The 12,660-nt window shown below is 63.5% G+C and carries 13 protein-coding genes; 5 read left to right on the top strand and 8 right to left on the bottom strand.

Annotated elements, in window-relative coordinates:
• Position 1: 1 nt before the first annotated feature.
• Positions 2-775, bottom strand: coding sequence for a ferredoxin--NADP reductase (locus CIT39_RS13355; protein ID WP_094974876.1), 774 nt, complete (start codon positions 773-775; stop codon positions 2-4).
• A 195-nt stretch (positions 776-970) separates the two neighbouring features.
• Here CIT39_RS13355 and CIT39_RS13350 point away from each other — a divergent pair, with 195 nt between their 5' ends.
• The 5 genes from CIT39_RS13350 (at position 971) to CIT39_RS13330 (ending at position 5,632) form a co-directional block, all read left to right on the top strand.
• Positions 971-1,267, top strand: a complete 297-nt coding sequence (locus tag CIT39_RS13350) for a gamma-butyrobetaine hydroxylase-like domain-containing protein (protein ID WP_162308888.1) — start codon at positions 971-973, stop codon at positions 1,265-1,267.
• Between the two features lie 226 nt (positions 1,268-1,493).
• Complete coding sequence (locus tag CIT39_RS13345) at positions 1,494-2,267, top strand: Crp/Fnr family transcriptional regulator (protein ID WP_094974879.1); 774 nt, start codon at positions 1,494-1,496, stop codon at positions 2,265-2,267.
• A 181-nt stretch (positions 2,268-2,448) separates the two neighbouring features.
• Positions 2,449-3,870, top strand: coding sequence for an ABC transporter substrate-binding protein (locus CIT39_RS13340; RefSeq protein WP_162308484.1), 1,422 nt, complete (start codon positions 2,449-2,451; stop codon positions 3,868-3,870).
• Between the two features lie 35 nt (positions 3,871-3,905).
• Positions 3,906-4,763, top strand: coding sequence for an ABC transporter permease (locus CIT39_RS13335; protein ID WP_162308887.1), 858 nt, complete (start codon positions 3,906-3,908; stop codon positions 4,761-4,763).
• Positions 4,760-5,632, top strand: coding sequence for an ABC transporter ATP-binding protein (locus tag CIT39_RS13330; RefSeq protein ID WP_094974882.1), 873 nt, complete (start codon positions 4,760-4,762; stop codon positions 5,630-5,632). The genes CIT39_RS13335 and CIT39_RS13330 overlap by 4 nt, the downstream gene beginning before the upstream one ends.
• A gap of 26 nt (positions 5,633-5,658) precedes the next feature.
• On the opposite strand, the gene CIT39_RS13325 is transcribed toward CIT39_RS13330, so the two are convergent.
• From CIT39_RS13325 to CIT39_RS13295, 7 genes are read right to left on the bottom strand one after another with little or no spacing between them, the layout of a single operon-like run.
• Positions 5,659-6,783 carry a mandelate racemase/muconate lactonizing enzyme family protein gene (locus CIT39_RS13325; protein WP_094974883.1) on the bottom strand — a complete coding sequence of 375 codons (1,125 nt, stop codon included), beginning with the start codon at positions 6,781-6,783 and terminating at the stop codon, positions 5,659-5,661.
• A 39-nt stretch (positions 6,784-6,822) separates the two neighbouring features.
• Entirely contained in the window at positions 6,823-7,860 is a 1,038-nt protein-coding gene (locus tag CIT39_RS13320; protein WP_094974884.1) for a tagatose 1,6-diphosphate aldolase, read from the bottom strand.
• Positions 7,857-8,816, bottom strand: a complete 960-nt coding sequence (locus tag CIT39_RS13315) for a sugar kinase (protein ID WP_094974885.1) — start codon at positions 8,814-8,816, stop codon at positions 7,857-7,859. The genes CIT39_RS13320 and CIT39_RS13315 overlap by 4 nt, the downstream gene beginning before the upstream one ends.
• Positions 8,813-9,886, bottom strand: coding sequence for an ABC transporter ATP-binding protein (locus CIT39_RS13310; RefSeq protein ID WP_094974886.1), 1,074 nt, complete (start codon positions 9,884-9,886; stop codon positions 8,813-8,815). Before CIT39_RS13310 ends, CIT39_RS13315 begins: the two co-directional genes overlap by 4 nt.
• Before the next feature lie 5 nt (positions 9,887-9,891).
• Positions 9,892-10,896 (bottom strand): zinc-dependent alcohol dehydrogenase family protein, encoded by a 1,005-nt coding sequence (locus CIT39_RS13305; RefSeq protein ID WP_094974887.1) that lies wholly within the window; start codon positions 10,894-10,896, stop codon positions 9,892-9,894.
• A gap of 7 nt (positions 10,897-10,903) precedes the next feature.
• Positions 10,904-11,731, bottom strand: coding sequence for a carbohydrate ABC transporter permease (locus CIT39_RS13300; RefSeq protein ID WP_094974888.1), 828 nt, complete (start codon positions 11,729-11,731; stop codon positions 10,904-10,906).
• Positions 11,732-11,735: 4 nt separating this feature from the next.
• Positions 11,736-12,623, bottom strand: coding sequence for a carbohydrate ABC transporter permease (locus CIT39_RS13295; RefSeq protein ID WP_162308483.1), 888 nt, complete (start codon positions 12,621-12,623; stop codon positions 11,736-11,738).
• Between the last annotated feature and the right edge of the window lie 37 nt (positions 12,624-12,660).

Below are 12,660 nucleotides of genomic sequence, written 5' to 3'. Positions count from 1 at the left end.
CTCAGCGCTCGACGAAGGCCTTTTCGATCACGAAATGGCCGGGCTGGCTGTGGTTTCCTTCGACGAAGCCACGCCCGGAAAGCATTGCGGGGAGTTCCTCCAGCATTGCCGGGCTGCCGCAGAGCATGATGCGGTCGGTCTCGATATCGAGGCAGCCCTGCCCGATATCGTCGAAGAGCTGGCCCGAGGCGATCAGATCGGTGATGCGACCACGATTCCTGAACGGCTCGCGGGTAACGGTCGGGTAGTAGACGAGCTTGTCGCGGATCAGCGGTCCGAAGAATTCGTGATTGCGGAGGCCTTCAACCACGTGCTCGCCATAGGCGAGCTCGGAGACCTGGCGGCAGCCATGGGCGAGCACGATGGTCTCGTAGTTCTCGTAGACGTCGGGGTCCTTGATCAGGCTGGCGAACGGCGCGAGGCCCGTGCCGGTCGAAAGCAGCAGGAGGCGCTTTCCCGGAATGAGGTTGCCGGTGATCAGCGTCCCCGTTGCCTTGCGGCCGACCAGGATGATGTCGCCTTCGCTGATCTTCTGGAGGCGCGAGGTTAGCGGACCGTCCTGCACCTTGATCGAGAAGAATTCGAGCGCCTCCTCGTGATTGGCGCTGGCCATGCTGTAGGCCCGCATCAAGGGCTTGCCCTCGACCTCCAGCCCGATCATCGCAAACTGTCCGTTCTGAAAACGGAAGCCGGGATCGCGTGTCGCGGTGAAGCTGAACAGGGACTCAGTCCAGTGCCGGACCGACAGAACCGTCTCCTTCTGAAATGCGCTCATCCGTCGTCTCTCCATGCCTGCGGTTCGGCGCAAGGTTTCGGAGAGACGGGAGTCCGGCAACCCGGAACTGAACTTCCCGGTCGATTAGTTTCACATTTCGCGGGCGATGATCGGGAAGCAGCCGGCGTTGGCAACTAGTTGCTATTCGCGATCGTCTGCGACGACGTAGAAGAGGGTCGGAGATACGTCATGACCATGACCTTGGTTGCACCGACCGTGACAGACTACGAAGCGAGCGCCGATCTGGCGACGCTCCTCGTCCGCACCACACAGGACGATGCGTTGAGCGTGCCTGCCGAAAGACTTCGGCTCTCCTGCAAATGCGCCCACTGCACCCGGGCCCGCTTCGACGGCCGCTTTCCCGAACGCTTTCCGGGCATCGCAATCACCGAGATCGGCGACCTCGGCTATGGGCTGAACATCTCGTTCTCGGACGGGCATAATCGGGGCATTTACCCGAAACCGTATCTGCTGAGTCTGGCGGGGCGGTAGGCCCCGATCTCCCTACGCATACCGCTGTCATTCCCCGCGGGGACTCCAGTACGCCGCGGCCTCTCCGTATCCCATTGACGTCTCCGGAATACTGGATCGCCCGGCCGAGCCGGGCGACGACAGCGGAGTAATTGGCACCGACATGCCAAAGGTGAGCCGCGATTACCACTGTCTGGCACGGACATTGCTCCTCTTTAGAACGATTTGAACGTTCCGGAGGCTGACGATGTTGCAGGCGGCGAATGTGGTTCGCGGGGCTGTTCCCCCGGCAGTCCGGCCTGCAGGCAGCTCCTCGCTGCTGCTCACCGAGAACCAGCGATGGATTGGCGGGCCCCCGCCGCTGATGGACAAGCTCTCCCCACGCGAGCGGGAGCTGGTGCTGAAGCAGGGCCGCCGAAAAGTGCTCAACCGCGGCCAGACGCTGTTCAGCCAGGGCGGCAAGCATGACGGCATCTGGCTGATCGAGAGCGGCCGTATCCGGGTGTTCTACACCTCCCCGCTCGGGCGCGAGATCACGCTGGCCTATTGGCATGTCGGCAACTTCGTCGGCGGGCCGGAAGTGTTCGAAGGCACCGTGCATCAATGGTCCGGTGTTGCGTCCAGCAATTGCAGCGTCGTGCACCTTCCCGGAAAGGAGCTGCGGTCCCTTGCCGTCGAGATCCCGAACCTTGCGATCGGCCTGATCGAAGGCCTGACGTTCAAGGGCAAATGCTATTCGGCTCTCGCCCAGATGCTGGGAACGCGCTCGATCACGCAGCGGCTTGCGCATCTGCTGCTGCATCTCGTCGAGCTCTATGGCGTCGAGGACGCCGATGGCAGGGTGATCGCGGCCGCCTTCACCCATGCCGATATTGCACACATGGTCGGAGCCACCAGGCAATGGGTCACGATCAGCCTGAAGCGTATGCAGGAAAAGGGAATCGTGTTGACCAAGCGGTCACAGATCGTGGTCTGCCGGACGGACGTGCTGGAGGAGATGCGCGGCCACGCATCCGATTGACCGAATTTGCGACCACCTCCCGTGCACAGGCAAGCGGCTTTATAGTGCAGGACTGCTCAAGGAGTATGCAATCAGCTTTTCCCGGCAACTAATCGACTGCAGCGGTCATTCCGGATTTGCCCTGTCCGGGCGCTCACCCAATCATGGCAACCACAGCACATCCAACCGAATGAGGATGAGAATGGTCCGCCATCTTCCCACGCTCTCGATCGCGACGTCGGTGACGTCGTTGGCCCTCCTGGCCGCGCAGCCGGCCTTGGCGGAAACCGTCACGCTCGGCATCGGAACGCAGGACACCACAACCAACACGGTGACTGCGGGCGTGGTCATCCGCCAGCTCCATCTCCTCGAAAAGTATCTGCCCAAGGACGGCAAATACGCCAACATCAAGTTCGAGCTGGAGTGGCAGAACTTCACCTCCGGCCCGCCCGTCACCAATGCGATGATGGCGAACAAGCTGCAGATCGGCATGATGGGCGACTATCCGCTGATCGTGAACGGCTTCACTTTCGAGAGCAACCCCGAGAGCAAGAGCCGGCTGATCGGCGTTGCCGCCTACAGCCTCGCCGGCTCCGGCAACGGCATCGTCGTTCACAAGGACTCGCCCTATTACGAACTCGCCGATCTCAAGGGCAAGCTCGTCAGCGTGCCGTTCGGCTCCGCCGCGCACGGAATGGTACTGAAGGCGATGCAGGATCGCGGCTACAACTCCGACTTCTTCCAGCTCGTCAGCCAAAGCCCGGAAGTCGGCTCGACCAATCTGCAGGAGAAGAAGATCGACGCGCATGCCGACTTCGTCCCCTTCGCCGAGCTGCTGCCCTTCCGCGGCTTCGCGCGAAAGATCTTCGACGGCGTCGAGACCAATCTGCCGACGTGGCACGGCGTCGTGGTGAGAACGGACTTTGCGGAGAAGTATCCGGAAGTCGTCGTCGCCTATTTCAAGGCGTTGATCGCTGCCAACCAATGGCTGCGCGACGATCCGAAGCTCGCCGCCGAGAAGATTCAGGAGTGGACCGGCATCAACAAGGAAGTGGTCTACATCTTCCTGGGGCCCGGTGGGAACATGACCACCGATCCCACGATCAAGCCCGCTCTGATCGACGCCGCCGCGGCCGACGTCAAGGTACTGCAGAACCTCGGCCGCATGAAGGAATTCGATCCCAAGAAATGGGTCGACGACAGCTACATCCGCAAGGCCTATAGCGAGATGAAGCTCGACTACGACGCGCAGCTCGCCAGCACCAAGAACTACGAGATCTCCGGCGAAGACTCCTTCTGCAAGAAGCCGATCACCGATCCGCGCAAGGCCGGTGAGGTCTGGGTGGACCAGGCCGGCATCATGCCCTTCTCGTCGGCCAGCTGCACGCTGAGCGCCTATGCCGACTACAAGGCCAAGGGCAAGAAGATCAACGTCGCCTACGTCTTCGACACCACGCGCGGCATCAAGCTGTTCGCCGACCAGGCCTTCTTCGCGGTCGGCGATGGCGGCGTCGCCCCGTTCCTGCTGAAAAAGGACGCCGAAGCCTACGCCGCCAAGGTCGGCGGCAAGGTGCTCGGCTTCGACGACGCGGTGAAGGCAGCAGTCAGCGGAGGCAAGACGTGAGCAGCTCCGCCATCCTCAGACAGCCCGAGGACAGCATGCCGGCAACAGCCATTGCAGCGACGGGCCCGGAGCCCGTCGCCAGCCCACCCTCCTTCGGCATGCTCGCGCTGCGCTGGTACCGACTGAACCGCAGCGGCCTGCGCGCCATTGCGATCGGCGTTACCTCGCTGCTGGCGTTCCTCCTGGTCTGGCACCTGCTCACGACCTATCGCGTCGTGTTTTTCGTGCGCTTCACCAACGTCCCCTCGCCACTCGCGGTCTATGCCAGCTTCACCAAGGCGATCCACGACCCCAAATTCCTGTTGCATATCGTCTTGAGCTGTCGGCGCATCCTCATCGGCTTCTCGCTCGCAGCCATCATCGGCGTGCCGCTCGGCCTGATCATGGGCCGCTTCAAGCTCATCCACGAGATCATCTTCCCGGTCGCGGAAGTGCTGCGGCCTATTCCGGCGATCGCCTGGGTACCGATGGCGATCATGCTGTGGCCGACCAACGAGCAGAGCATCGTCTTCATCACCTTCCTCGGCTCGTTCTTCCCGATCCTCATCAATACGCTGCACGGCATGTCGCTGGTCGATCCCGTGCTGGTGCGCGCGGCGCAATGCCTGGGCGCGCGGGAGCGATCGATCTTCCGCGAGGTGTATTTTCCGGCCTCGCTGCCGCACATCTTCACCGGCCTCACCGTCGGCATGGGCGTCGCATGGGTGTCGCTGATCGCAGCCGAGATGATCTCAGGGCAATACGGCATCGGCTATTTCACCTGGGAGGCCTATTCGCTGGTGCAGTACGCCGACATCGCGCTCGGCATGATCGCGATCGGCGTTCTCGGCCTGGGATCGAGCTTGCTGATCCGGGGCGCGGGACAATTGGTGATGCCGTGGAGAGTAAAATGAGCGAGACCCCCGCCAAGGCACCGCAAGGTCACATCGAGGTCACGAACTTTTCCCTCAGCTATGACAGCATCGAGGGACCGGTCCAGGCCGTCACCGACACGCAGATCCACGTGAAACCGGGCGAGTTCGTCTCGATCGTCGGGCCCTCCGGCTGCGGAAAATCCACGCTGCTCAACGCGGTCGCCGGCTTCCTCAAGCCGACCACCGGTATCGTCACCGTCGACGGCGAACGTGTGAGCGGGCCCAGCGCCGAGCGCGGCATGGTGTTCCAGCAATATTCGCTGTTTCCCTGGAAAACCGTGCGGGAGAACGTCGAGTTCGGCCTGAAGATGCGCGGCATGCCGCGCTCGCAACGCGAGCGCGCCGCCCGGACGCTGCTCGGGCTAGCGGGCCTGGAGGCCTTCGAGAAGCACTATCCGGAAAAGCTCTCGGGCGGCATGAAGCAGCGCGTCGGTATCGTCCGCGCGCTCGCGACCGGGCCGAAAGTGCTGCTGCTGGATGAGCCCTTCGGTGCGCTCGACGCCCAGACCCGCGTCATCATGCAGCAAATCCTCACCAACATGTGGCAGCGGCTGAAGATCTCGGTGCTGTTCGTCACCCACGACATCGACGAGGCGATCTTCCTGTCCGACCGCGTCTACTGCATGACCGCGCGTCCCGGCTCGATCAAGGCGGAGGTTCCGATTCCGCTGGAACGGCCGCGACAGCAGTCGATGATGATGTCCTCGGAATTCCTGGCGCTGCGCCGCGGGCTGATGTCCCTGATCCGCGAGGAGAGCCTGAAAGCGATGGGCGGCGAGATCAGTGACCTCGGCATGCGGGGATTGGACATCGAGCTGCACGGCCAGTCTTTGGCCGACGTACTTTAGGCGAAAAACACCAGCACGCGCACTGGTTAGACGCTGCGATAGCGCTCGACAGCTGAAAGATCCGGTACTGTTCCGAGCCCCGGATCATCACTCAGCTGAACCCTGCCTTCGCGCACATTGGTCACGGAGCCGCAAAACAGATCACGCAGCGGATTGTCGTTGGCATCGACCTCCAGCCAGCCATCGCCTCCGATGCCGGCCAGCAGATGAGCCGAGGCAAGCAGTCCAATGCCACCGCCGAGATAGTGCGGGCAAAACGTCTTGCGCGCGTCGAGAATGTCACGCGCCAGTCCGGCACAGACGGTGAGCCCGCCCCATTTCGCGATATCGGGCTGAACCACGCCAAGCACGTCCTCGGCCAACACCTCCTTGAAGCCCGCGGCGCTTGAAATGTTCTCGCCGGCGGCAATCGGCATGTGCGCGCTCGCGCGCAGTCTTCGCCATTCTTCGCGTGGCCGATCGGCGCGGATGGGCTCTTCCAGCCAGCGCAGATCGAACGCGCCAAGCCGCGGCAGCATCTGAAGCGCCTGCTCGACCGACCAGCCCTGATTGGCATCCGCCGCGAGCATGCCCGCGCCGACGATCTCGCGCATGGCTGCCAGATTAGCAAGGTCGATGTCGGCGCCGAAGCCGACCTTCAGCTTCAGTGCGCGATGACCCCGCCCGAGTGCGGCTTCGGCCGTCTGCGTAGCGCCACCGGGATTGATGCCGCTGGCATAGACCTTGATTGTGCTGCCGTGTCCGCCGAGCAGGCGCCACAGCGGCAAGCGACGACGGCGCGCCGAGAGGTCCCATAGCGCGAGATCGATCCCCGCGATAGCCTGTGCGAATGGACCGGGCTCTCCGCATTGCAGCGCGAGAACTTCAGTGCCCCTCGTCAGAGCCTCGAAGGCTTGAGCCGGACCGTCGAACCTGCGCCCCACAAGGCCGGGCGCGAGCACTTCGTTGACGAGCCGGGCGCGATGCTCCGCGCCCGGTGCTGGAAAGTTGGACCAGGCTTCGCCCCATCCTTCGACGCCGTCCTCGTCGATCACGCGAACGAAGACGGCGGGACGGTTGAGCATCTTGCCGAACGACGTTACCACCGGCGTTGCCAGCGGATAACGATAACAGAACGCCTCGATCGAACGGATGGTGAAGCTGTCAGTCATGTTGCAGATCCTGCGAGACGACGCGGAGCCGCCACCATCTCAGTAAGCGCGCGCGAAGTCACCTTCCTGCTTGATATCGCTGAAAACAGGATAGCGCGCCCTCCATGCCGTACCCTTGGCCGTCGTCAACTTGCTGAGCCGTTCCAGAACGTTGAGGCCGTCCTTGCGCAGGCTGGCAGACACCGCGGCGCGATCCGGGAAATTCTTCAGCACGGCATCGAGCCAGATGGTGCGACCCGCGAGGAAGCCGCTCGCGCCCGCCGCATAGGAATAGTCGAGCACGCGCTCGAATTTCTCCGGCGCGGCCCCGCCCGACAGCAGCACCCAGGGGATGTTGCGGCCGCGGCAGATATCGCCGATCGCGTCGAACTCTTTCTGCGCGGCCTTGGCCTCCGCACTGCCGTCACGGGCAGGCAAGCTATTGGCCGCCAGCGGGCTCTCCAGCTTGAGCAGGTCGACGTTGTATTCGGGCTTCGCAAACTCACGCACGCTGTCGATGACGAGGCCGGGGAGCTTGCCCGGCGACTCCACGTAATCCGCGGTGTGGTTGGCGCTGCCGAGGAACGGATAGACCAGCAGCTCGAGCACGTAGGGAATGTCGTGACGGGCGCAGTCCTCGCCGATCTCGCGCACGAATTTCTTCTGGTGATCGTTCACAGCAGCCTCGGCGTCCGGCCGGTACCAGGCCAGCACCTTGACGGCGTCGCCGCCCATGGCGCGGATCTTCTCCACGCTCCAGTTGGTAATGGCGCGCGACTTGCGGCCGCCCGCGGTTTCCTCGACGCGGTGTTCTTCCAGCGTCATGATCAGGCCGCAGCGCGGCGGCAGCAGATCGATCGCAGCGGGCACGGCAAAATTGGGGTCAAACAGCATCGAGCTGCAATGCGGCGCAAGGTTCTCGACGAGTAAGCGCTTGGCCGCCGTGACGTCGGAATATTCGACCTGCTCCCGCGTGATGCCTTTTGCCTTGGCGATGGCATCGAACAAGGGCGGCCGCTGGTCCAGCGCGACCATGCGAAAGTGGCCATCAGCGTCAGCAAGCCGTGCCAGGCCGCGGTTCTTTCCAATCGTTCTCATGGCTTCGTCCTCATGAATACAAGACACTCGTTGATATCGGGGATTCCATTGCGGCCGCCAGCGTGGCGGCATTTCATCGCGGCCGAGGCCGCCGAAAACGCCATGGCGGCGCGCACGTCGAGACCGGCGCCGATCCCCAGCGCATAGGCACCATGGAAGACGTCGCCCGCGCCGGTGGTGTCGACGACGTCGACGGCATAGGCGGCCTGCCGGTGCAACTCGCCGTTCTCGTACCAGCTCACGCCCGTCTCGCCGCGCGTGACCGCGATGACGCGGCAGCCGAAGCGGGCGAGGGCTGCCAGGGATTGATCGTCCGTAGAGCCGGCAAAGGCGGCAAGCGCAGGCTCGGAAAAGATCGCGTGGTCGGTCAGCGGCAGCAGCCGCTCGAACACGTCAGGCTCGGCCATGTCACCGTCGAGCACAGTCGGGATGCCGCGGGCGCGTGCTTCGCGGAACAACGTCGCGGCGCCCTCGACCCAACGCGGATCGGCGAGCACGGACGATGCGCGCGAGACCGCTTCGATGGGGAGCCAGTCTGCGGCTTCGGGATAGAGACCGCGGAAATTCACGATCTGCCGCTCGCCGGAGCTGTCGACGATGACCCCGGAGACGGATGAGCGGCCATCGGCAAACAGCCGGAAATTCTCGACGTCGACGCCTTCCGCGGTGAAGGCCGACTTCATCTCATGCCCGGCAGCATCATTCCCTGCCCGCCCCCAGAACGCGACGGACGCACCGAGCTTTGCCACCGCGACGCTGGCATTGGCGGCCATGCCGCCGCCAAGCGTGCCGTATTCGATGGCCCTGATCTTCTCGCTTCCACCCGCGAACGGCCGATCGACGCGCCAGACCTGATCGAGTGCCGACAACCCGAGACAGATCACGTGCACGGGCCTCGTCCTGGACGCGACGTCCGCGAGCGCCGACAGATCTCCGATGTTGACCAATGCGCTCACCGCACGACCTGTCCGTTGGTGGCATCGAACAGATGCGTCTTGCCGGATTGCGGACGCAGCGTGATGCGATCGCCGACCTTTGGCCGCAGCGCCGGATCGACCCGCGCGATGGCGGAGCCGCCGGCGAGATCGAAATGGATCAGCGTATCCGAACCGAGCGGCTCGACCAGCTTCACGTCGATGGCAATGCCGTCGGCCGCATCAGCAGCAACGGCAAAATGTTCGGGCCGAATGCCCAGCACGGCGTTGCCGGCCTCGCTCAGCCGGCCTGCGGTCTCGCCGTCGAGCGGCACCACAGTTCCACCTTGCGAAAGGATCGCACGCCCCTCGCGCCATTCGACCGGAAAGAAATTCATGGCCGGCGAGCCGATGAAGCCGGCCACGAACTGGTTGGCCGGCCGCTCGTAGACCGCCTCGGGCGTGTCGTATTGCTGGATCGTGCCGGCCTGCAGCACCACGATGCGGTCGGCCATGGTCATGGCCTCGATCTGGTCGTGGGTCACGAAGACCATGGTGGTCTTGAGCTCCTGCGACAACGCCTTGATCTCGGCGCGCACCTGCCCGCGCAGCTTGGCGTCGAGATTTGAGAGCGGCTCATCGAACAGGAAGGCTTTAGGGTTGCGCACGATCGCGCGTCCCATGGCGACGCGCTGGCGCTGGCCGCCGGAGAGTTCCCTCGGCTTGCGATCGAGATATGGCTCGATGTGAAGCAGCGCCGCCGCGCGCTTCACCCGCGCGTCGATCTCCGCCCTCGGCGTTCCCCGCAACTCCAGCGCAAAGGACATGTTGTCGTAAACCCGCATGTGCGGATAGAGCGCGTAGTCCTGGAACACCATCGCGATGTCGCGCTGCGCCGCCTGCACGCCGTTGACGCGCGTGTCGCCGATGTAGAGGTCTCCGGAGGAAATCGGCTCGAGACCCGCGATGATCCGGAGCAAGGTCGACTTGCCGCAGCCGGACGGGCCGACGAAAACCACGAACTCGTGGTCCGCGATCTCCAGATTGAGATCGGGGATCACAGTGAAATTCCCGTAGCGTTTGGTAAGATTGCGGATCGAGATCGAGGCCATGATCGTCAGTCCAGCGCCAGCACGGGCTTGATCAGCTCGCCCTTGGCGAAGCGGGCGAAATTCTCGGGCAACGCCGGGAGGCCGAACTCGCCATCGACGAGGATGCGATATTCGTCCTTGTATTTGCGCAGCAGCTCGACATTCGGCTCGAAATCCGAAACCGGGAAATAGAAGGTCCGGATCATGTAAAAGTCCTTGCGGCGGAAGACCTTGCCTTCCTCGATGGTCCAGGGCGCGGCGTTCTCGCCGACCAACACCAGCGCCCCGCGCGGCAGGACGAGCTCGATGCCGACGTTGCGTGCCGCATGCGCGCCGGAGCATTCCATGATGAGCGCAAAGCGCTTCGAGGTATCACCGACTGGATGTGCTTTTGCACCGAAAGACTGGGCGATCTTCAATCGCGACGCGTTGGGATCGGCGACATAGATGTCGTCGTAGCCGAGCGCGCGAAGCGCCAGCACGACGCCGAGGCCGACAGGCCCCGCTCCCATCACGAGGACCGCATCAGCCTCGTCCGGCGGCACTACGCGACTGACGAACCGCACGGCGTGGCCGGAGGTGCCGATGGTGTCGAGCAAGAGCGGCGCGAGGCTGTCCTCGATATCATCAGGCACCGGCAGCAGACAGTTCTCCGGCACCGGCACGTATTCCGCATAGCCGCCCGGCCTGTTCCAGCCGATCAGGCTGGAGACTTCGAGGCACATTTGGGTGTCGCCGCGCTGGCAGGCGGCGCAGTGGCCGCAATGCAGGGGAATGTAGACGGCGCAACGGCGGCCGTGCAGCCGGTGACCAGGCTGCTCGACGACACCAAAGATCTCATGCCCGGCGGTGAACTCGGCGCCCTGGTGCCAGAGCTTGAAATCGGAGCCGCATAGCGCGGTGCGCAAGATCCGGACCAGCACCTCGCCGGTGCCGACATCGGGCATCGCCACGCGCTCGATGGTGATGCGGTCGTTGCCGTGGAAGACCGCGGCCTGCATGATCGAATTCGGACGGGGGGATACGTTCATCAAGTACCTAGCCTTTCACCGCACCGAGCGTCAGCCCGGACACCAGCCAGCGCTGAACCAGGGCAGCCAGCACCAGCGGCGGCAACGCAATCAGCGTCGCAGCCGCCATGAGGGCGCCCCATTGCGTCGAGCCTTCGCCGATGAAGTTGAAGGCGGCCGCGATCAGCGTCTTGGTGTCACCATTGGAGAGCACCAGCGCAAACAGGAAGTAATTCCAAGAAAACACGAAGGCGAGGATCGCCGATACGGCGATGCCTGACGCAACGAGCGGCATCGCGATGCGCCAGAGGATACGCGTGACGCTGCATCCATCCACCTGTGCCGCCTCGAACACGCTGCGTGGAATGGCATCGAACGATGGCAGCAGCACCCAGATCACGATCGGCAGCGTGATGACGGCGTGGCTGAGGATCAGCGCGGTGTAGGAGCCGATCATGCCGATTTGCCGGAACATCACGTACCACGGCAGCAGGAAGAGCGTGCCCGGCGCCATGCGCGCCGCGAGCGTCAGGATCGCCGGCCACGTGATCCGCGTCCAGGAGACGGCGAAGGCGGCAGGAATCCCGAACAGCAGCCCCAGCGCGGTCGAACCGATGGTGACAATCAGGCTATTGAGCGCATAGCTCAGGAACGGCGTGGTCCTTGTCAGCTCGACGTAGTTGTCCAGCGTCGGCGAGAAGACCAGCGTCGGCGGATAGGCAGTGACCTCGAAGGACGGCTTGAACGATGACAGCACCATCCAGACCGTCGGCGCCATGATGAGCACACCGGCGATCACGAGTTGCACCGTGTTGAGCCAGCGGATCCAGCGGTCGGTATTGACGGCATCGTTCATGGCATCACCACGCCACTGCGCCGCGGAGGCGGTTGAAGGCGAGCACGGCGCCGAACACGATCGCGGTCAGCGTCAGCATCAACGCGCTGGCATAGCCGATGTTGAAGAATTCGAATCCGACCCGGAAGCCGTAGATATTGAGCGTATTCGAGGCGTTGCCGGGGCCGCCCTGGGTCGTGATGTAGATGATGTCGAAGAAGCGCAGGAGATCGACGCTGCGCAGGATGGCTGCAGTGACGATGGTCGGCAGCAGCAGCGGCAGCGTAATGCGCTGGAACGTCTTGAACGGAGATGCACCGTCGATCTGCGCGGCCTCATAGACGCTCGGCGGCAGCGATTGCAATCCGCCGAGCACGATCAAGGCGACGTACGGCGTCCACTGCCAGCTATCGATCAGCGCAATCGTCGGAATCACCCATGTCGGCGAAGCCAGCCAGTCCGAGGGCGGCAGGCCGAACGATTGCAGGATATAGTTGGCGGCACCCAGCGACGGATCGAGGATAACCAGCCACATCATGCCGGCCACGACAGGCGGCATCATGAAGGGCGAGATGAATAGCGACCGCACGATGCCCGGCAGGCGCTTGGCATTGAACAGCACCAGTGCGAGCCAGATGCCGAAGACGAGCTGCAGCACCAGCGACAGCACGAACAGCGCAATGGTGATCCACAAACCGTGCCAAAATTCGTAATCGGAGATCAGCTTCGAATAATTGGCGAGGCCCGCGAAGGATTGCTTGCCGGTCGAGGAGAACGTCTGAAAGCCGAGCCAGATCGTGTAGACGACAGGGAACGCGATCATCGCGACCGTGAAGAACACGGCCGGCGCCGAGAGCGCCGCCATCTCCAGCTTCTGCCGGTCCTGCGTGAGTGGCGCAGCCGTATCAGACATGTGTTCCTGTCCTCGATCGAGTGAGATGCCGGCAGGC

The sequence above is a fragment of the Bradyrhizobium symbiodeficiens genome, from assembly GCF_002266465.3.
Taxonomy (GTDB): Bacteria; Pseudomonadota; Alphaproteobacteria; order Rhizobiales; family Xanthobacteraceae; genus Bradyrhizobium; species Bradyrhizobium symbiodeficiens.
Note: the sequence above shows the minus strand (reverse complement) of the source record. Positions and strands in the feature narration are given on the sequence as shown.

What these genes read in the sequence shown, in the direction of transcription:
- CIT39_RS13340 (WP_162308484.1), top strand. Translation starts at nt 2,449, where the DNA reads ATGGTCCGCCATCTTCCCACGCTCTCGATCGCGACGTCGGTGACGTCG.
- CIT39_RS13350 (WP_162308888.1), top strand. Translation starts at nt 971, where the DNA reads ATGACCTTGGTTGCACCGACCGTGACAGACTACGAAGCGAGCGCCGAT.
- CIT39_RS13310 (WP_094974886.1), bottom strand. Translation starts at nt 9,886, where the DNA reads ATGGCCTCGATCTCGATCCGCAATCTTACCAAACGCTACGGGAATTTC.
- CIT39_RS13330 (WP_094974882.1), top strand. Translation starts at nt 4,760, where the DNA reads ATGAGCGAGACCCCCGCCAAGGCACCGCAAGGTCACATCGAGGTCACG.
- CIT39_RS13305 (WP_094974887.1), bottom strand. Translation starts at nt 10,896, where the DNA reads ATGAACGTATCCCCCCGTCCGAATTCGATCATGCAGGCCGCGGTCTTC.
- CIT39_RS13355 (WP_094974876.1), bottom strand. Translation starts at nt 775, where the DNA reads ATGAGCGCATTTCAGAAGGAGACGGTTCTGTCGGTCCGGCACTGGACT.
- CIT39_RS13320 (WP_094974884.1), bottom strand. Translation starts at nt 7,860, where the DNA reads ATGAGAACGATTGGAAAGAACCGCGGCCTGGCACGGCTTGCTGACGCT.
- CIT39_RS13295 (WP_162308483.1), bottom strand. Translation starts at nt 12,623, where the DNA reads ATGTCTGATACGGCTGCGCCACTCACGCAGGACCGGCAGAAGCTGGAG.
- CIT39_RS13335 (WP_162308887.1), top strand. Translation starts at nt 3,906, where the DNA reads ATGCCGGCAACAGCCATTGCAGCGACGGGCCCGGAGCCCGTCGCCAGC.
- CIT39_RS13300 (WP_094974888.1), bottom strand. Translation starts at nt 11,731, where the DNA reads ATGAACGATGCCGTCAATACCGACCGCTGGATCCGCTGGCTCAACACG.
- CIT39_RS13325 (WP_094974883.1), bottom strand. Translation starts at nt 6,783, where the DNA reads ATGACTGACAGCTTCACCATCCGTTCGATCGAGGCGTTCTGTTATCGT.
- CIT39_RS13345 (WP_094974879.1), top strand. Translation starts at nt 1,494, where the DNA reads ATGTTGCAGGCGGCGAATGTGGTTCGCGGGGCTGTTCCCCCGGCAGTC.